This is a genomic window from Lentzea sp. NBRC 105346 (assembly GCF_030269605.1).
Lineage (GTDB): Bacteria > Actinomycetota > Actinomycetes > Mycobacteriales > Pseudonocardiaceae > Lentzea.
This window is the reverse complement of record NZ_BSTQ01000031.1, coordinates 14,279-32,539: the sequence shown is the minus strand read 5'-3', so window position 1 is coordinate 32,539 and position 18,261 is coordinate 14,279. Positions and strand designations below refer to the sequence as shown.

Here is an 18,261-nt window from a genome sequence, read left to right as displayed (position 1 = left end):
CGGGGAGGCGCCCTTCGCTATGTCTGCGGTCGAGTGCCGTTATGGCCACCTTTACGGACCTCAGGTCCGTAAAGGTGGCCATAACGGCACTTGTCAGATCGTCCGGCGCAGGCCGGTGAACTGGCGGCGGAGCATGGCGGCTCCGATCAGGATGAAGAACAGCAGCACGACCAGCGTGCTCGTCGTGCCGCCGGTCGAGCTGGACAGCGTGACGTCCACGTTCCCGAGCAGGACGATGCCGCACTCGGCCCGGATCGCGTGCCGGCCCGGCTCGATGGTCGTGAAGCGGACCGGCGCGGTGAAGTCGCCGTTGGTGTCCGCGACGGTCTTTCCGACGTTCTCGCCCATCGCCTTCAACGTCACCGGGGCGCCCGCCGGGCAGCCCTTGCCGGTGGCGGTCAGCGGGTCGCCCGGCTGGATGTTGTCCTTGTCCAGCACCAGGATCCCGTCACCGCCGTTCGGCGTCGACGAGGACGAGGAAGAGGACGACGACGAGCTGTCCGTGGTCGTGGTCGTCGACCCCGTGGTCGTGGTGGTCGTCGTGGTGACGCCGGGCGGGCGCGGGGTAGTGGTCGTGACGACCGGCGGCTTCGTGGTCGTCGTGGTGGTCACCGGCGGGGTGGTCGTCGTGGTCGTCGGCGGCACGATGACGGTGAACCGCGTCGTCGCCTTGCTGCCGGGACAGGGGGAGGCCTGCACGACGATCGGGAACGTGCCCGCGGGCGAGTTGGCCGGAATCGTGACGTTGCGCTGACCGGTCCCGCGCACCGAGGTGCCGGTGCCGAGCGACTGCTGACCGTTCCAGAGAATGACCACACTCGAGTTCGTGCAGTCCGGGTCGAACGTGAAGCCGGACCACGCGACGGTGGCGGTGCTCCCGGGCGCCCCGCTCGCGGGTTTGACCGTCGCCGAAGGCGGGGTCTGCGCGAGGGCGGGTGTGATCGTGAGCACGGTAACACCCGCTACCGTCGCCACGAGTACAGCTAAAGACCGCATACCCTCTCCCCGGATCCGAACGTAAGGTGCGCTAGTGAGACGTCGCGTGACTGGTGCAGGTTTACTGCTGTGCGCCGGAATTATGCTGCTTGCCCCGGCGGCTTTCGCACAGGGCGGGTCCGTGGCGTTGGAAGCCACAGTGGACGGTAAGCCGGTTGGAGCAACGACCCTCGTGCTCGACCCCGCGCAGACCCCCAAGATCTCCGTCACCGTCCGCAACAACACGGACACAGTGCAGCGGATCCGGACGGTCCGGCTGAAGGGCACCGCCCTGGCATTGACGTTCTTCGCTTACGACACAACGGTTCCGTTCGACGTGCCCGCGAAGAGCACCGCGACCCGCGGCTTCCAGCTGGACCTGGCCGACCTCGGCTCGCAGGCCATCGGACTGCTGCCGACGACGGTCCAGGTGATCAACCCGGACCGGGACGTGGTCGCCGAGGTCGAGGCGACCGGAGACGTGCGCGGATCGTTGTGGTCCGTGTACGGGGTGTTCGGACTGGCCGTGCTGGTGCTGACGATCCTGTCGTGGCTGGGCGCGATCATCGCGCTGGCGCGCAGGCGGCTGCCCGCGAACCGGTGGCAGCGCGCGATGCGGTTCCTGCCCGCGGGCATCGGCACCGGACTGGTCGCGGTGATCTCGTTGTCGGTGCTGCGGTTCATCCCGCCGTCGCCGACGGCCGAGGTGCCGTTCATCGTCGGCGCGGCCGGCGCGGCGCTGCTGCTCGGTTACCTCACGCCGCACCCCGGTGACGCACCGTCCGATTCAGACACCACGACCGTGAGGCTGCCGTGACCGCATCACCGAGCGTCGTCGCCGCGCTGCCGCAGTACGACATCGGCGGACAGATCGGCGAGGGCGGGATGGGCGTCGTCTACGGCGGCGTGCACCGTCCGCTCGGCCGTCCGGTGGCGATCAAGCGGCTGCCCCGAGCGGTCGCCGAGGACCAGCGGATGAGCGCCCGGTTCGAGCACGAGGCGCGTCTGCTGGCGCGCCTGGACCACCCGCACATCGTGCCGGTCTACGACTACGTGCGGGACCAGGGCGAGCACCTGCTGGTCATGGAACGCCTCGACGGCGGCACGGTGTGGTCTCGTTTCGCCAGTGAGGGCTACACCGCGCAGCAGTCGTGCGGCATCGTCCTGGCGGCACTGTCCGGTCTGCACGCGGCGCACGAGGCCGGTGTGCTGCACCTGGACGTGAAGCCGAAGAACCTGCTCTTCACCTCGTCCGGTGTGGTGAAGGTGGCCGACTTCGGCATCGCCCAGGTCGTCAGCGAGGGCGCCACCCTCGTCACCCACGCCGGCGCCGTCCTCGGCACGCCCGCGTACATCGCGCCGGAACAGGCGCTGGGCAACGCTTTGACCCCGGCCGCGGACGTCTACGCGACCGGCACGGTCCTGTACGAACTGCTGACGGGCGACCTGCCGTTCGAACGCGGCGGCGGCCCGCTGGCGTTGATCCAGAAGCGGGTGTACCAGGAGCCGCGCCGCATCGAGAACGTCCCGGAGCCGCTGGCCGAGGTCGTCATGCGCAGCCTCGTGCGCGACCCGTCCGGCCGCTACCGCAACGCCGAGACGTTCGCGATGGACCTGGCCGGCGCGGCGGCGCTGGTGTTCGGCCCGGACTGGCTGATGCAGCTCCGCCTGCCGGTACACCTGACGCCGCAGGTCGCGGCCTCCAGCACACACCCCGCGATGCGCCCGTCGCAGCCGCGCGACACCATGTCGATCACGCAGCACCGCATTCGCGCGACGATGGTCGAACCCGCGGCTCCCGCGGTGCATCTGAGCGACACGCTCGTGCCGGCCGCTTCGGTGATCAAGCCTTCTTCGCCGTCGGTGTTGTTCGTGGTCGCTGCTGTGGTTGCGGCTTTGCTGCTGGTTGCGTTGCCGTTTCTGCTGGGGGCGCGGGATTTGCCCGTCGTGCCGCAGGATTTGAGTCAGCCGATCACTTCCATTGGTGGCACGCACCTGAAGGTCACCGCTGCCGGGGTCACGCTCGCCGACGTCGATCGCACGGCTGAGGGGTACGTGTTGCCCGGCGCCGCTCGGTGGATCATCGGGGGAGCGGTCACCGCCACGGCCGACAAGGACTACCTGCTGGAACCCGCGCAGACTCCGATGCTCAGCATCATGGGGGCGGGGAGTGCGGTGCTGTTGTTGTTCACGCTCGCCTACCTGGAGTCCGTGTTGCGGGCGTTGCGGCGTCGGCAGGCTGGGACCGGTGCCGTTGTGCTCGCCGGGCCGCTCGGGTTCGGGCTCGGGGTGGCGGTGTGGCTGCTCGTCACCGTGTTGCTGCGCAACGAACCCACGCTCGGGCTCGCCGTGGCGTGCGGGGTGCTCGGGGCGGTCGCCGGCGTGTGTGCGGCGGTGGCGACAAAGCCATCGTGACGGGCGCGGGCCTGTGGCCATCGTGACGGGCGCGGGCCTGTGCGGGATGTGCGACCAGGCCGTCGTGGGTGCCGCCGGGCGCGTGCGCGGGCGGCGGCCGGGCCGTCGTGAGGATCACGGGCGGGCGCGCGTGTCCGTGGGCGTGTGCGCCGCTGCGGAGGCCGTTGTCAGTACCCGCGGGCGTGTGCGCCGCACTGGCTGCGAGCCCATCGCGAGTCTCGCGGGCGCGTGCGCGGGCGACGCGTCGTGAGGTCTCGCGGGCGCGTGCACTGCGGTGGTTGCGAGGCCGTCCTCAGTACACGCGGCGCGTGCGCCGCACTGGCTGCGAGACCGTCGTGAGGGGTCCAGGCCGTGGAGGCTGCTGTGTTGACGCAACGCTGCCCCCGCGCGCTTCCTTTTACGCTCAAGCGTACCGCCGGGGTCTGACAATTTTCGTGCATCGGGCCTGGATGCGGGTCCGGCACCCCCCGAACTGCACCCGAAACTGCACCCGAACGGCCTAGCGACCATCGACCTACCAGCCGTCGAGAGGTGCGACGGCCGGCGCCGTGTGCATCGGGTTGGGGACCTCGCCCGCCGACGGGATCGGCGGGCGTTGCGCCAGGTCACGGTACCCGAGCGTGAGCCGATAGCCATTCAGCGGGAATCGCGTGAACGTCGGACCGAGCAACGTGCCCGCATCCATGCGCGCGGCGAGGTGTGGGTGGCGCTTGCGGTAGGCCTCGATCTCGCCGCGGACCATGCCCCAGAAGTTGGCCTGACCAGTTAGAAGTTCTAACGGGCGGAAGACCCCTACAAGTAATGCGTCGACCAGGTACTGGCGCAAGACGTTCCAGTGTTTGCGGGGCAGCACCCGGTCGTGCGAGTCGGGTTCGAGACCGCGTTCGGGGATCCGTTCGACCGACACGTTGACGTCATCGACCAGGTCGTGGATCACCGCACGGACCGGCACACCGTCCGAGCAGACGATCGTGACGTTCTCGCCGTGCGGGTTCACCGTGATGCCGTACGTGTAGAGCACGTGCAGCAACGGCCGGAGCAGAACCCGCAGCAGAGCGGCCAGCCACTCCGATGTGGACAGTCCGGAGAGCCTGATGAACTCGCCGACCAGCGGAGCACCCGAGGGATCGGTGTGCAGCACGGCGGCCAGCGACCAAGCGGTGTTGCCCGGACCGATGTGCGGAGCGAGTGGTTCGCGCCAGATGCAGCCGAGCGTCTCCAGCCATTGGTACGGCACGTCGCCCGCCCGCGACAGGTGCGGGTGCCGCACGGTCACCGAGGCGTACTCGCCCAGCAGTCCGGTGCCCCACTCGGTGAGCAGCTTGTCGTTGGACCACAGGCCCTGCATCCATTGCGTCACAACGGGTGCGGACAGGCTGCAGTGTGGCGGGATGCCGCGGTACACGGCCGTGTTGAGGATTCGTAGCGGCAGCTTCACCTGCGCCGCCGAAGGACGATCCACATTGGACATGGTGCGCACGGACTGGGTCGGCAGGTACCGATCCGGCGACGAGCCCAGCTCGACCAGCCCAAAAGAAGCCAGCTGTGGCGCCCACAAAGTGCGGACCACGTGGTCGAGCTGCCACGGATGCACGGGGAGCCACACGTATGCGGCCGGATCGCGGCCGGCCTCGCGTAGCGTCTCGGTGAACCGGTGCCGCGTCGCCTCGTCGAGTTCCTCGGAAACGACTGACTGCTCGGACGAAGAAGACGTGCCCCGGAACTCGGCCAGGCCCCGATGTGCGGCCAGCCACGAAAGGCGGATCGGTGTCCGGGACTCCGGGGCGTAGCGCGAAACGTCCGAAGCAGAGAAACCGACGCGGCCCTTGTTCGCTACCAGCCACGGGTGGCCGGTGAGGTGGCCGTCCAACTCGATGTGCGACAACGACGTCAGCTCGGCGACCGAGATCGCGGTGGACGCCATGGCCACGTCCGCGGCCAGCGTGGACGTGATCTCGGACAGCCACCCGGCCGTCGTCTGACCGTCGATGCCCATGTGCCGGCACGCGTCCACTACGAACTGCTGCACGTCGTCGCATGGTTCCTCGACGTCGTCGCCGAGGATGCCGGAGGCCGCGCGGAACACCGAGCCGGGCTCGACCACCCAGCCGTCGAACGCCGTTCGCGAAGCAGAGAAACGATAGACGGAGTCGGAGAAACGCAACACGTAGCCCGGTTCCGGGACCAGGCGCTGTTCGAAGCAGAGTTCACCGATGATCTTCGCGAGCAACGCCTGTGAGCACTCACTCCACATTCGAGCCCTCCGGCGCGCCGAAACTGGTGAAAGCGGTTCGCTTGGGCAGCGGGTACACCTCGCGGCCGGTGATCGCGTTGAGGATTGCCGCGTTGCGCACGGCCCCGATGCCCAGGTCGGGCGCTGCTACGCCGTGGCTGTGCAGGTCGGCGTTCGCCACGAAGATCCGGCCGGTGACGGACGGGTCCAAATCGATGGAGTGGTCCAGCCCGACGACGAACCGGCCAAGCGAGTCGCGCTTGATCAGGTGCTCGATCGGTTGCAGGAACACGGGTTCGCGCTGCCGGTAGCCGGTGGCGGCGACCACCAGGTCGGTCGTGTGCTCGAACAAACGACCGGTGTCGCGATGTGTGCACGTCAGGACGACCTTGTGAGAGGAGACTCCGGCCGCGGTGACGGCCGTGCCCTGGCGTAGCTCGACATCGTTGAGATCGGTCAGCTCGCGCCGGTACAGCAGGTCGTGCAGCTCCTCGATGGTCTCCGAGGAGATCGCCTTGTAGTGCCGCCACTGCTCGGCGACCAGCGAGTCGCGGGTCGATTGCGGCAACGAGTGGAAGTGCCGCACGTACCCGGGCGTGGTCATCTCCAGCACCAGCTTCGTGTAGTCCAGCGGCGCGAACACCGGGCTGCGGGTCAGCCAGCTCACCCCAGGGGCGTTGCGGCGCAACAGGTCCAGCACCACCTCGGCGCCCGACTGGCCCGAACCCACCACCGTCACATGCCCCACGGACGGAACGCGATCCAGGTATGAGGCGCTGTGCAACAACCTCTCGGGCGGGAGTTCCTGCAACGCGGGAGGTATCCACGGCGTGGTGCCGATACCCAGCACCAGGTCGTGGGCGTGGAACGTGACGTCCTTGCCGTCGCCGCGGACAGCGGAAACGACGAAACCAACGCCGTCCCAGTGCACCGACGAGACGCGGTGCGAGAACCGCACGGGCAGCCGCGACGCCGCCCAGCGCAGGTAGTCCTCGTACTCACGACGCGTGGGGTGGAAGCGTTCGCGCACGTAGAACGGGTAGAGCCGGTCGGCGTCCTGCAGGTACGCCAGGAACGACAGCGGGTGCGTGGGCGCCACCATGGTGACCAGGTCGGCGAGGAAGCTGACCTGCAACGTCGCGTCGTCGAACATCAGTCCCGGATGCCAGCGCAGCTCCCGCGACGCCTCCAGCACCTCGACGGACACGTCGTCCACAGTGGACGCGAGTGCGGCCAGGCCGAGGTTGAACGGCCCGCAACCGATGGCCAGGACGCTCATCGCTTGCACACCATCAGGGCGGCGACCTTGTCCGGCAACAGGATCTCGTCCGCGATCACGAACCCGCCCGCCTGGAACGACTTGATGGCACGGGTGTTGCGCACGTCCGGCTCCAGGATCACCCGCGTGCAGTGCGGGTCGGCGTCGAACAACGCCTTGGTGAGCACGGGCAGCAACGCGCGCACGAGCCCGCGGTCGGTCATCGCCAGCTCGCCGATCGCGACGTGCAGGCCGATGTCGTGCGGCCGCGCCTGGTAGCACTGCGCGACGCGGTCGCGGGCCGCGCGGTAGACCTCCAGGTAGATGACCGGGTGACCGTCGCGCGCCACCAGGAACGGCCGGATGTCGTTGCCCGCCAGGTGTCCGCGCAGCTCCTGCTCCCACCGGTCCCGCGGCCACGCCTGCCGCCAGAACGCCGCGACGTGCGGTTTCTGCATCCAGCCGTGGATCAGGTCGAGGTGGAAGCCGTCGGGATCGACGAGCTTGGCGTCCCACGGCTTGGGCAACAGCAACGGCGCGGGCGGTGCGGGGGCCTCGACGCGGTTGCGGTACGAGTCGAGGTGGCTGACCGGCTTCACCTGGCCTCCAGGAGCGGGTTCGGGGTGTCCAGGTAGACCGACTGCGCGTCGAGCGGCGCCAGCACCTCGTCGATGCCCTGCAGCCGGGTGAGCAGGTTTCCCTTGCACGGCAACGTGGTCGCGCTCAGCCAGCGGCGGGCCAGGCGGTCGCCGTCGGGGCCGGCCTTCGCCAGCGCGGGCAGCGCATCCTCCAGCCGCGCCTTCAGAACACCGATCAGCTCGCGTTCGTCCGCCGCGCCGAACGCGCCGAAGCAGCCGATCGGTGCCAGCGCCTGGTTGCGCAGCAGGTAGTACGTGAGCCGGTCGTCGACGATCGCGTCGTCCACGACCGCGAGCTTCGAGTGGTCGGTGCCGAGGTGCGCCAACAGGCGGGGCAGGTGCGACGACGCGAGGTAGTAGCCCTGGTTGTCGCGGTACGCGCCGCCGGACGCGTCCTCGCGCACGAGCGTGTTCTGCTGGTGCGCCTCCAGCCCGATGCCGGTCTCCGCGTACAGCATCAGCATCGGCACGAGCACGTGGTCGGTGTAGTCCGAGATCCACCGCGCCGGATCCTCGACGATCCGCACGAGTTTGGGCGGTCCGGGTTGCGGCGCGACCAGCCCGGCCAGGCATCGCAGGTCGGTCAGCCCCGCGGGCACGTCGCGCACCGCGACGTCGAGCCCGGTGACGTCGCCGTGCTCGTCGACCGCGATCCACGACGGGTCGCGCACGATCTGGAACTCGGGGTGCGCGAGCATCGTGTCGGCGGCGTACCCGGTGTTCAGCAGCTCGTCGATCTCCATGCCGCGGCGCAGTTCGGTGGCCGTGGACTCACGGCGCGAGTTGGTGATCCGCAGGCCCAGCGACAGCTTCAGCATCACCGGCGCGCCCGGCCGGTACACCGTGCGCAGCGACGACGTCGGGAACCACTCGGGCCCGAACTCGCCGAGCGACTCGAGCAGGCCGTGTTCCAGCAACGACCTGATGCGCGGGCGCTGCACGAGGTCGTGCGCCTGCCACGGGTGCGCGGGCACCAGCACGCGCCCGTCGATGTGCCGCCCGGCGAGGGTGTCCATCAGCTTGTCCGCGCCACCGCCGAACGACACCACCGACGGGTCCGCGGCGAACCAGTGCAACGGGAACGACCCGCGCAGCTCCGGCGCGAACCGCGCGTTGTCGCGGTCGGAGATCCCGTCGCGGCTCTTCGGTGCCGGGTGGTGCAGGTGGCCCAGCAGCAGGCTCTGTTCGGCGTCGAGGAAGCCGTCCGCCGGTGGGGGAGCGGTGCGTTCCAGGAAGCCCGTGACGCGCCGGACCGACTCGGCCGTGCGTTCGACGAGATCCGCGGTCTCGCCGCCGAGTTCCTGTGCCACCAGGGCTATGGCCAGTACGGGATCCGCGGGTAAGTCGCCGATGCTGACTGGACCGAAGCGGTGCCAGCCCGTGGGGGACGAGTGCAGCACCTCGCTGTGCAGCGCCAATCCCGTCGACGGCAGCGCGACGGTGATCGGGCCGAGCGGCGCGGGTGTGTTCGTCTCCCGGACCCAGGCTCGGAGCAGGGCTTCCAGGTGCGCGTGTTCCGCATCGGCGCGCGGGGTCATGCGAGGCCCTCCTGTCGCAGCATGTCCTCCGAAACGGCGCCCGCGTGGCGCACCAGGCCGAGCAGCCGGACGAGGTCGTCGAAGGTCGTCGTGGGGTTGAGCAGGGTGAACTTCAGGCACGTCGCCTTGCCGACGTCGGTGCGGCCGACCAGCGCGACGCCGGTGCGCATGAGGTGGCGCCGCAGCTCGGCGTTCACCTCGTCGACGAGCTCGGGATCCGTTGCCACATAACGGAACACGACCGTCGTGAGGACGACCTCGCCGATCAGCTCGAACACCGGGTCGCCCGCGATCAGCTCGGCGGCGTGCCGCGCGAGCGCGTGGCAGTGGTCGACGAGCCCGCCGAGCCCCTGCCTGCCGTACGCGAGCAGCGACGCGGCCACCTTCACCGCGTCCGGGCGCCGCGTGGTCTGCAGCGTCCGGCCGAGCAGCCCGTCGTAGCCGGCGATCCGGTCGTCCTCCGGGTTGAGGTAGGCGACCGAGCGGTCCAGCGAGCTGAACGCCTCCGCCGTGCGCACCAGCAGGACCGACGCTGATGCGGGCTGCCAGCCGATCTTGTGCAGGTCCGCGGTGACCGAGTCGGCGCGCACCAGCCCGTCGAGCAGCCCGCTCAGCCGGTCCGAGAACAACGCGCCGAACCCGTAGGCGGCGTCGACGTGCAGCCAGGCGCCGTGCCGCTCGGCGATGTCGGCGATGGCGGGCAACGGGTCGATCGACCCGAAGTCCGTGGTGCCCGCCGTCGCCACGACGGCCACCGGCGTGACCGCGTGGTTGAGCGCGCGTTGCAACGAGTCCGTGCGCATGCGGCGGTCGTCGTCGACCTCGATGGGACGCACGGCGTTCTCACCGAGGCCGAGGGCCGCGCACGCGCGTTGCACCGAGAAGTGCGCGAGCTCGGAACAGTAGACGGTCGGCTCCGGGAGCGCGTGCACGCCGGAAAGCCTTGCGTTGACACCTCTTCTGGCCGCCGCCGCGTCGCGGGCCAGCATCAGCGCGGTGAGGTTCGACATCGTGCCGCCCGGCGTGAAGACGCCGTCGCCGTCCGCGTATCCGGCCAGCTCCGCCAGCTTCGTCACGACCCAGCGCTCGACCGCGATCGTCGCCGGCCCGGAGTCGTAGGTGTCGAGCGAGGCGTTCGACGCGCTCGCCAGCGCGTCCGCCTTGACCGCGACCGCGAGCGGCGGCGGCTGGAGGTGCGCCGCGCAGAACGCGTCCCGGAGGTTGACGCCGTAGTCGGTCAGCAGCCCGTCGATCCGCTGCAGCGCCTCGTCCGGCCCGATGCCCTCCTCGGGCAGCGCGTCTCCGAGTCTGGAGAAGGCAGCCGCGAGCACCTGGGTCGGTCGTCCAGGGGGCAGGGACCTGGGGTGCACGACACCTCCGAAGCGATCAATTAAGGCTAGGCTAACCTCATCTACTCAGAGTTGCACATGGCAAGCCAGGTGTGACGATCACTGCACGGCCGGTGACGACGCTAGTCGTTCAGAGGCGATCATCGGCGCGGCCGTTCGGGGGACTGTCGGGTGTCCCGTGTGGTCACCCGCTGCGTCCGGCCGTTTGCAGAAATTGGTTGAATACGCCGCTTTCGAACGCGAGCTCGGGGCCGGTTCGGTTCTTGGAGTCGCGCACTCTCACGACGCCGACGGTCCGGGCGACCTCGACACAATTGTCGGCACCGTTCTGACTGCGGCTGCTCCTGCGCCAATTGGTCACGTAGTTCTACTCCAATTGCTTGAGTTCACCGACCAGCTGATCGAGCACGGCGAGGGACTCGGGTGCGGGCAGTGCGGCCCGTTGGGCCCGGTCGAACGCAAGTGTATAGACCTCGGTGTGCGGTGGGCGATCATAGAAGTCGGAATCGGTCAACGCCTCGACGTAGACGAACGTGACCAGCGGATCGCCCAGTGGAATCAGGGTGAAAGAGGTTCCGAGGGCCAGATGTGCACCGGCGCCGAATGGGAGCACCTGGAATGCGACATTCGGTCGCTGGGCCAGTTCGACGATGTGTTCCAGCTGTCTGCGCATGATCGTCGGCCCGCCTACCTGCCTGCGCAGCCCGGACTCGCTCAGCACCGCGGTCAGCCGGGTCTCCTCAAGACGTTTCTGCCGTTCAGCGCGTTGTTCGACGGCACGATCGATCTCGTGGGGCAGCAGGACGCCGCCCTCCAGGAGGACCACCCGCGCGTAGTCCTCGGTTTGCAGCAAGCCCGGCAGCAGTTCTTCGGCGTACACCTTCAGCTGCGTCGCCGCCGTTTCCAGCGCGATGTACGTTTGGGCCCAGTCCGCGGCGAAAACCGGCCCCGGATCCCGTTTCCTCGCGTCCCGGCCGAGCGCGACCACCTTGTCCCGCTCTTCGGCGGAGAGTTCGAACAGCTCGGCGAGCACGGTCACTTCGGCCGGGGCGAGCCGCCGCTTCCCGCCTTCGACGAGCCCAACTTTCTGGACATACGACCATCCGAGTGCGCCGGCGACCTCGGCGACGTCGAGACCGGCGCGTTCCCGGTAGGTTCGTAACAGTGCGCCCAGCTCGATCCGCCGGGCCAGCGGTGGCGGTGGATTGGCCATTGATGAATCCCCTCTTCGGATTAGCGTCAATGCGTACCTTCGGTCAGTCGTTCGCACAATACGAAAATTGGCCTCTTTCCACTGTCACGTCATGTTTGTAACGTGACGACGGGGCCAACATCTCGCAGCGTTCGAGCAGCGGGGCCGATGGACGTGACCCCGACCGGCTCATCGGCTCCGCGTCCCTGCCTCCCCCGGAGGATCGGCGTGGTCGAAGACATTCGAATCCCGGTGACCCGGCAGTACTGGTACGTGGCGTCGTGCATGGACGGCGACGCCCACCTGGCGGCCTCGATCAACGCCGGGATCGTGACGCCGCTCTGCGGCGGCCGGTCGTTCCGGCCGTTCACCGCGCTGGCGCGGCCCGCGGATCCGGAGCAGGGCTGCCCACGCTGCGTCGCAGTCCGCGCCCGCGGCGGGTGAGGTTCGTGAGGACCATCCTCATGCGCCTCACGCTCGCGAGGGTCACCCTCACCAACCTCTGGCCGGTGGGGGTGACCCTCGCGGAGGCCCGCAGGCGGGTGATCGAGGAGCGTGAGGTGCGGCACGGTAGCCTGAGCGGCACTTCCGCCAGTCGCTCCCACCAGGAGGATCCGTGTCGCCAGGGCAGATCGCCGCACTGGTCGCAGCCGGTGCGTTCGTACTGCTTGTGCTCCTGCTGGCGATCCCGTTGATCAAGCTGGGGCGCACCCTCGACGAGGCCACGATCGCGATCCGCAAGGCGCACCAGAACAGCGACCCGCTGTTCGACGAGGCCAACGTGACGCTGACGCACGTGAACACCCAGCTCGAGCGGGTCGACGGCATCACCGCCAACGCGAAGGCCGTCACCGGCAACGTCTCCGCGCTCACGAGCCTGTTCACCGCCACCCTCGGCAGCCCGCTGATCAAGGCCGCCGCGGTGTCCTACGGCGTCAGCAAGGCCGTGAAGGCGCGCAAGGCCGCCAAGCAGCAGCCCAACAAGCACGAACGCCCCAAGAGGGATCGAAACAGGGGTAAGCGATGAGCAGGCTCTTCTGGTTCGGGCTCGGCGCCGCCGCCGGCGTCTTCGTGGCGCGCAAGGCCGCCGAGGTCACAAAGCAGGCGACGCCCGCGGGCATCGGCGCTAACGTGGGTGAAGGCCTGCGTGAACTGGCCGGCGCGATCGGCTCCTTCGGGGCCGAGGTGCGGGCCGGGATGGCCGAGCGGGAGCAGGAGTTGCAAGAGACCGTGGAACGTCAGACGGGCTACACGCCGGGGCGTCGAGCGCCCAGGGCGAACGATCGCTAGTCGTTCGCCTTACCAAGCGCGCCCTCGACACCACCAGTAGAAAGAACCACTCCCGTGCAGACCCACGAGATCATCAAGCGTTTCCGCGAGCATTTCGAGAACGCCGGGCACAAGTACATCCCGAGCGCCTCGCTGCTGCTGGACGACCCGAACCTGCTGTTCGTCAACGCCGGCATGGTGCCGTTCAAGCCGTACTTCCTCGGCGAGGCCCCGCCGCCCGCCCCGCGGATGACGAGCATCCAGAAGTGTGTGCGCACGCCGGACATCGACGAGGTCGGCAAGACCACCCGGCATCTCACGTTCTTCCAGATGGCCGGCAACTTCTCGCTCGGCGACTACTTCAAGGAAGACGCCATCCGGCTCGCCTGGGAGCTCGTCACCAAGTCGCAGGACGAGGGCGGCTACGGCTTCGACCCCGAGCGGATCTGGGTGACCGTCTACCTGGACGACGACGAGGCCATCGAGCTGTGGCAGAAGGTCGCCGGGCTGCCGCTGGAGCGCATCCAGCGCCGGGACATGGAGGACAACTTCTGGTCCATGGGCGTGCCCGGCCCGTGCGGCCCGTGCTCGGAGATCTACTACGACCGCGGCCCCGAGTACGGCAAGGAGGGCGGCCCGGTTGTTGACGAGGACAGGTACCTGGAGATCTGGAACCTCGTCTTCATGCAGAACATCCGCGGCGAGGGTGGCGGCAAGAAGGACTACCCGATCCTCGGTGAGCTGCCCGCCAAGAACATCGACACCGGCATGGGCGTCGAGCGTGTCGCCTACCTGCTGCAGGGCGTCGACAACGTCTACGAGACCGACCTGGTCCGCGCTGTCATCAACAAGGCTGAGGAGCTGTCCGGCCGCAAGTACGGCGACAGCGAGGTCGACGACGTCCGGTTCCGTGTCATCGCCGACCACGCCCGCAGCGGTGTGCTGCTCGTCGGCGACGGTGTCACGCCCGGCAACGAGGCCCGCGGCTACGTGCTGCGCCGCCTGCTGCGCCGCATCATCCGGTCCAGCCGCCTGCTCGGCGTCACCGAGCCGGTGCTGCAGCAGTACGCCGAGGTCGTCCGCGACTCCATGGGGCCGATGTACCCCGAGCTGGTCAGCGGCTTCGCCCGCATCCAGCAGGTGCTCAAGGCCGAGGAGGACACGTTCCTCCGCACGCTCGACGCCGGTTCCCGGATCTTCGAGAACGCCGCCAACGAGGTGAAGGCCGACGGCCGCGCCACGCTGCCCGGCGACAAGGCCTTCCAGCTGCACGACACCTACGGCTTCCCGATCGACCTCACGCTGGAGATGGCCTCCGAGGCCGGCCTGAGCGTGGACGAGGACGGCTTCCGGAAGCTGATGGCCGAGCAGCGCGCCCGCGCCAAGGCCGACGCCGCCGGCAAGAAGACCGGCCACGGCGACCAGACCGTGTACCGGCAGCTGCTCGAGCTCGGCGCCACCGAGTTCACCGGCTACCAGGAGATGGCCTCCGAGGCCACGCTGCGCGGCATCGTCCTCGACGGCAAGCGCATCAAGTCGGCCAAGGAAGGCGACATCGTCGAGGTCGTTCTCGACCGCACGCCGCTCTACGCCGAGTCCGGTGGCCAGGAGTCCGACGCCGGCACCATCGTGAGCGGCAACGCCGAGCTCGAGGTGCTCGACGTGCAGAAGGTCGCCCGCAAGCTGTGGGTGCACCAGGTGCGCGTGACCAGCGGCGAGATCGCCGAGGGCGAGCACGTCGAGGCCCGCGTCGACCCGGAGTGGCGTACCGGTGCCCGCCAGGGGCACTCGGGCACGCACGTCGTGCACGCCGCCCTGCGTCAGGTGCTCGGCCCGTCCGCCCTGCAGAGCGGCTCGTACAACAAGCCCGGCTACCTGCGCCTGGACTTCGCCTGGACCGGCGGTCTGTCGGACGAGGCCAAGAGCGAGATCGAGGACGTCTCGAACCTCGCCGTGCGCAAGGACCTCCCGGTCCGCGTCGTGTACACCGACATGGGCGGGGCCCAGGAAATGGGCGCCGTCGCCCTGTTCGGCGAGACCTACGACGAGACCGTGCGCGTCGTCGAGATCGGCGGCCCCTGGTCGCGCGAGCTCTGCGGTGGCACGCACGTCGAGCACTCGTCGCAGATCGGCCCGATCACCCTGCTCGGTGAATCGTCGGTCGGCTCGGGCGTGCGCCGGCTCGAGGCCTACGTGGGCATCGAGGCCATGCGTTTCCTCGCCCGCGAGCGCGCCATCGTGGCCAACCTCAGCGACATGCTGAAGGTGTCGTCGGACAACCTGCCCGGCCGCATCGAGGCCCTGATGGACCGGCTGAAGAACGCCGAGAAGGAGCTCGAGAAGGTCCGCGCCGCCCAGCTGCTCGGCTCGGCCGGCGAGCTGGCCGCCAAGGCCCTGGACATCCGCGGGCTGTCGCTGGTGACGCACGTGGCCGAGGGCGTGTCGGGTAACGACCTGCGCACCCTGGGTGGCGAGATCCGCAACCGCCTGGGCAACAAGCCCGGTGTGGTCGCCCTGTTCGCCCCGGACGGCGACAAGGTCAGCTTCGTCGTCGCCACCACGGCCGCCGCCCGCGACCTCGGCCTCGCCGCCGGGAAGCTGGTGCCGGTGTTCGGCCCGGCCATCGCCGCCCGCGGCGGCGGCAAGCCGGATCTGGCCCAGGGTGGCGGCACGAATCCGGCTGGTATCCCAGACGCCGTCGCCGCCCTGTCCGCCGAGCTGGACAAGGTACTTGAGCAGCGCTGATGTAGCCGGCGTCGACGATCCGGGCCTCGGTAGAAGGCTCGGCGTCGACGTCGGATCGGTGCGCGTGGGGGTATCTCTCAGCGATCCGACAGCGTTTTTGGCGACTCCGCTGGTTACCCTGCAGCGTGACGAGAAGGGTGGTTCGGACCTTTCCGAGCTCGCCCGGCTCGTTACCGAGCACGACGTAGTCGAGGTCGTGGTCGGTTTGCCCAAGACCCTGGCCGGGCGACACGGCACAGCGGCCGACGCGGCGACGGCGTACGCTGCCGCCTTGGCCGAGCGAGTCGCCCCCGTGCCGGTCCGGCTCAGCGACGAGCGGCTGACGACCGTCGTCGTGAGCCGGGTGCTGGCGCAACGGGGCGTGAAGGGCAAGAAACAGCGCGCCGTGGTCGACCAGGCCGCTGCAGTGGAGATCCTGCAGTCCTGGCTGGACGCCCGAGCGCGTTCGGTTGCCCGAAAGGATGAGCCTTGAGCGACGATCTCGGGTTGTTCACCGACCCCGACGTGGACGTCGAGCGTGAACAGCGGCGCAGGCCCGTGAAGCGGGAGAGCGCGGCCGCCCGGAAGGCGAAGAAGCGCAAGAAGACCATCCTCTGGATCGTGGTGGGCCTCGTGCTCACGCTCGGTATGGGCGGCGCCTACTACGGCTACCGCGAGCTGCGCGGCATCGGCTCGTGGGACGACTACTCGGGCGCCGGCGAGACCGACGTGATCATCGAGGTCAAGGACGGCGACCCGGTCAGCGAGATCGCCTCCACCCTGCAGAAGAACAACGTCGTGGCGAGCGCCCGCGCGTTCACCGAGGCCAGCAAGACCGACCAGCGCGTCACGCAGATCCAGCCCGGCTTCTACGTGATGAAGACGAAGATGTCCGGCGCGAACGCCGTCCTGCGCATGGTCGACCCGAAGAGCAAGGTCGGCGCGCTGCAGGTCGTCGGCGGCACCATCCTGCGCGACCTGACCGGCCAGGACGGCAAGGTCGTCCCGGGCATCTACACCCAGCTCTCCCAGGCCAGCTGCACGGACAAGAACGGCACGAAGACGTGCGTGCCGGTTGAGGAGATCAAGGCCGCCGCCGAGACGGCCGACCCCGTGGCCCTGGGCGTGCCGGAGTGGGCGATCGCCGACGTGAAGGCCGCTCCCGCCGAGTTCCGCCTCGAAGGCCTGATCATGCGCGGCGTGTACCAGGTCAACCCCGGTCTGAGCGCGACCGAGCTGCTGCGCAGCGTCATCACGTCGTCCGCGCAGAAGCTGCAGGGCTTCGGTATCCCAAGCGGCACCGCCGACACGGGCTTCCGCCCGTACGAGGTGCTGATCATGTCCTCCCTCGTCGAGAAGGAAGGCATCACGAAGGACTTCGGCAAGGTCTCGCGGGTCATCTACAACCGCCTGAAGACGCCGATGAAGCTGCAGTTCGACTCGACGGTCAACTACAAGCTGCTGCAGCCGCACATCCGGACGTCCGACGAGAACCGCAACGCCGCCGGCCCGTACAACACCTACGCCACCAGCGGTCTGCCGCCGACGCCGATCGGCTCGCCGTCACGTGAGGCCATCGAGGCCGCGCTGAAGCCCGAGGCCGGCGAGTGGATGTACTTCGTGAAGTGTCAGAAGGACGGCACGTCCTGCTTCGCGGTCAGCAAGGAAGAGCACGACAAGAACGACCTGAAGGCACGGCAGGAAGGCGTCTTCTAGTGAAGGCAGCGGTGATCGGTTCGCCGATCGCGCACTCGTTGTCCCCTGTTCTGCACAATGCCGGTTACGCGGCGCTCGGGTTGTCCGACTGGACGTTCTCGCGCATCGAGTGCGTTGCCGCGGAGGTGCCTGGTCTGTTGGCGGGGTTCGGCCCTGAGTGGGCCGGGCTGGCCTGCACCATGCCGAACAAGCACGCCGCGCTGGCCGTGGCTTCTTCCGCTACGCCTCGTGCTCTTGCTGTTGGTGCCGCGAACACGTTGGTGCGGTCTGGAGATGGCTGGCACGCCGACTGCACCGATGTGGACGGTGTCGTGGGTGCCTTGCGTGGTGCCGGTTTTGTTGAGGGTGGGCGGGGCGTGCTGCTCGGTGCCGGGGGTACCGCGAATGCCGCGCTGGCCGGGTTGGCTGAGCTCGGCGTGAAGGAGGTTTCCCTTGTGGTGCGGGAACCTTCGCGTGCATCTGAGGCCGTGGAGTGTGCTGCGCGCGTCGGCGTTGAGGTGACGGTGGAGCGGTTCGATTCGGTGGACCTGGTTTCACTGGCGTCCACTTCGGACGTTCTTGTCAGCACTGTGCCCGCGGCGGCTACGTCACCGATCGCGGACGTGCTGGCCCTGGCGCCGGTCGTGCTGGACGTGATCTACCACCCTTGGCCCACGCCGGTGGCGGTCGCGGTCGAGCGGTCGGGGGCTCGGCTGGCTACCGGGCTCGACATGCTGCTGCACCAGGCGTTCGGGCAGTTCGAGCAGATCACCGGGCGCGAGGCGCCACGTGACGTGATGACTGCGGCGCTGCGCGAAGCCACCGCCTGAATCTTTCGTCTACACGCGAACTAGCCCACTTCCTTCGAAACGTAACGCCTGGTTAGGCTGCCCGCGACCAAACTCGTTTGGGTCCGGACGAGCCCGCCGGACCCCGCATGACCGGCGCTGCGGCTGTGCCGGTCGAGTGGCCGCG

Annotated in this window: 18 protein-coding genes; 10 read left to right on the top strand and 8 right to left on the bottom strand. The window is 69.0% G+C overall.

Features of this window, described 5'->3' with window-relative positions; genetic code table 11:
- Window positions 1-93 precede the first annotated feature (93 nt).
- Window positions 94-951 carry a hypothetical protein gene (locus tag QSK35_RS41195; protein WP_285753680.1) on the bottom strand — a complete coding sequence of 286 codons (858 nt, stop codon included), beginning with the start codon at window positions 949-951 and terminating at the stop codon, window positions 94-96.
- A gap of 166 nt (window positions 952-1,117) precedes the next feature.
- Here QSK35_RS41195 and QSK35_RS41190 point away from each other — a divergent pair, with 166 nt between their 5' ends.
- Genes QSK35_RS41190 through QSK35_RS41180 form a run of 3 tightly spaced genes read left to right on the top strand, consistent with a single transcriptional unit; the run spans window position 1,118 to window position 3,640 of the window.
- Window positions 1,118-1,792, top strand: a complete 675-nt coding sequence (locus tag QSK35_RS41190; RefSeq protein ID WP_285753678.1) for a hypothetical protein — start codon at window positions 1,118-1,120, stop codon at window positions 1,790-1,792.
- On the top strand, window positions 1,789-3,390 hold the full coding sequence (locus tag QSK35_RS41185; RefSeq protein ID WP_285753676.1) for a serine/threonine-protein kinase: 1,602 nt from the start codon (window positions 1,789-1,791) through the stop codon (window positions 3,388-3,390). The genes QSK35_RS41190 and QSK35_RS41185 overlap by 4 nt, the downstream gene beginning before the upstream one ends.
- Window positions 3,391-3,403: 13 nt before the next feature.
- Entirely contained in the window at window positions 3,404-3,640 is a 237-nt protein-coding gene (locus tag QSK35_RS41180; protein ID WP_285753674.1) for a hypothetical protein, read from the top strand.
- Window positions 3,641-3,904: 264 nt separating this feature from the next.
- Here the strand turns inward: QSK35_RS41180 and QSK35_RS41175 are convergent, their stop codons facing one another.
- The 7 genes from QSK35_RS41175 to QSK35_RS41145 form a co-directional block, all read right to left on the bottom strand.
- Window positions 3,905-5,644, bottom strand: coding sequence for an IucA/IucC family protein (locus QSK35_RS41175; protein WP_285753672.1), 1,740 nt, complete (start codon window positions 5,642-5,644; stop codon window positions 3,905-3,907).
- Window positions 5,634-6,902, bottom strand: coding sequence for a lysine N(6)-hydroxylase/L-ornithine N(5)-oxygenase family protein (locus QSK35_RS41170; RefSeq protein WP_285753670.1), 1,269 nt, complete (start codon window positions 6,900-6,902; stop codon window positions 5,634-5,636). Before QSK35_RS41170 ends, QSK35_RS41175 begins: the two co-directional genes overlap by 11 nt.
- A complete protein-coding gene (locus QSK35_RS41165; protein WP_285753668.1) occupies window positions 6,899-7,480 on the bottom strand; it encodes a GNAT family N-acetyltransferase in 582 nt (193 codons plus the stop codon). Before QSK35_RS41165 ends, QSK35_RS41170 begins: the two co-directional genes overlap by 4 nt.
- Window positions 7,477-9,057, bottom strand: a complete 1,581-nt coding sequence (locus QSK35_RS41160) for an IucA/IucC family protein (protein ID WP_285753665.1) — start codon at window positions 9,055-9,057, stop codon at window positions 7,477-7,479. The genes QSK35_RS41165 and QSK35_RS41160 overlap by 4 nt, the downstream gene beginning before the upstream one ends.
- The gene (locus tag QSK35_RS41155) at window positions 9,054-10,427 is read right to left on the bottom strand and encodes a pyridoxal phosphate-dependent decarboxylase family protein (RefSeq protein WP_285753663.1); all 1,374 of its coding nucleotides are present in this window, start codon (window positions 10,425-10,427) and stop codon (window positions 9,054-9,056) included. Before QSK35_RS41155 ends, QSK35_RS41160 begins: the two co-directional genes overlap by 4 nt.
- Window positions 10,428-10,590: 163 nt before the next feature.
- A complete protein-coding gene (locus QSK35_RS41150; protein ID WP_285753661.1) occupies window positions 10,591-10,767 on the bottom strand; it encodes a DUF397 domain-containing protein in 177 nt (58 codons plus the stop codon).
- A 6-nt stretch (window positions 10,768-10,773) separates the two neighbouring features.
- Window positions 10,774-11,676 (bottom strand): helix-turn-helix domain-containing protein, encoded by a 903-nt coding sequence (locus tag QSK35_RS41145; RefSeq protein WP_285753659.1) that lies wholly within the window; start codon window positions 11,674-11,676, stop codon window positions 10,774-10,776.
- A 150-nt stretch (window positions 11,677-11,826) separates the two neighbouring features.
- On the opposite strand from QSK35_RS41145, the gene QSK35_RS41140 reads away from it, so the two are divergent.
- The 7 genes from QSK35_RS41140 to QSK35_RS41110 all read left to right on the top strand — a co-directional run bounded on the left by QSK35_RS41140 (window position 11,827) and on the right by QSK35_RS41110 (window position 18,116).
- The gene (locus QSK35_RS41140) at window positions 11,827-12,042 is read left to right on the top strand and encodes a hypothetical protein (RefSeq protein WP_285753657.1); all 216 of its coding nucleotides are present in this window, start codon (window positions 11,827-11,829) and stop codon (window positions 12,040-12,042) included.
- 172 nt (window positions 12,043-12,214) lie between these two features.
- On the top strand, window positions 12,215-12,625 hold the full coding sequence (locus QSK35_RS41135; RefSeq protein ID WP_285753655.1) for a DUF948 domain-containing protein: 411 nt from the start codon (window positions 12,215-12,217) through the stop codon (window positions 12,623-12,625).
- Window positions 12,622-12,888: a hypothetical protein gene (locus QSK35_RS41130; RefSeq protein WP_285753654.1), complete on the top strand. Its 267-nt coding sequence runs from the start codon at window positions 12,622-12,624 to the stop codon at window positions 12,886-12,888. Before QSK35_RS41135 ends, QSK35_RS41130 begins: the two co-directional genes overlap by 4 nt.
- Window positions 12,889-12,942: 54 nt before the next feature.
- Window positions 12,943-15,612: an alanine--tRNA ligase gene (gene alaS / locus QSK35_RS41125; protein WP_285753651.1), complete on the top strand. Its 2,670-nt coding sequence runs from the start codon at window positions 12,943-12,945 to the stop codon at window positions 15,610-15,612.
- Window positions 15,599-16,084 (top strand): Holliday junction resolvase RuvX, encoded by a 486-nt coding sequence (gene ruvX / locus QSK35_RS41120; protein WP_285753616.1) that lies wholly within the window; start codon window positions 15,599-15,601, stop codon window positions 16,082-16,084. Before alaS ends, ruvX begins: the two co-directional genes overlap by 14 nt.
- A complete protein-coding gene (gene mltG, locus QSK35_RS41115) occupies window positions 16,081-17,307 on the top strand; it encodes an endolytic transglycosylase MltG (RefSeq protein WP_285753614.1) in 1,227 nt (408 codons plus the stop codon). The genes ruvX and mltG overlap by 4 nt, the downstream gene beginning before the upstream one ends.
- Complete coding sequence (locus QSK35_RS41110; RefSeq protein WP_285753612.1) at window positions 17,307-18,116, top strand: shikimate dehydrogenase; 810 nt, start codon at window positions 17,307-17,309, stop codon at window positions 18,114-18,116. The genes mltG and QSK35_RS41110 overlap by 1 nt, the downstream gene beginning before the upstream one ends.
- Window positions 18,117-18,261 lie beyond the last annotated feature (145 nt).

Coding starts and splice junctions, on each gene's coding strand:
- QSK35_RS41175 (WP_285753672.1), bottom strand. CDS start 5,644: ATGTGGAGTGAGTGCTCACAGGCGTTGCTCGCGAAGATCATCGGTGAA.
- QSK35_RS41170 (WP_285753670.1), bottom strand. CDS start 6,902: ATGAGCGTCCTGGCCATCGGTTGCGGGCCGTTCAACCTCGGCCTGGCC.
- QSK35_RS41160 (WP_285753665.1), bottom strand. CDS start 9,057: ATGACCCCGCGCGCCGATGCGGAACACGCGCACCTGGAAGCCCTGCTC.
- QSK35_RS41130 (WP_285753654.1), top strand. CDS start 12,622: ATGAGCAGGCTCTTCTGGTTCGGGCTCGGCGCCGCCGCCGGCGTCTTC.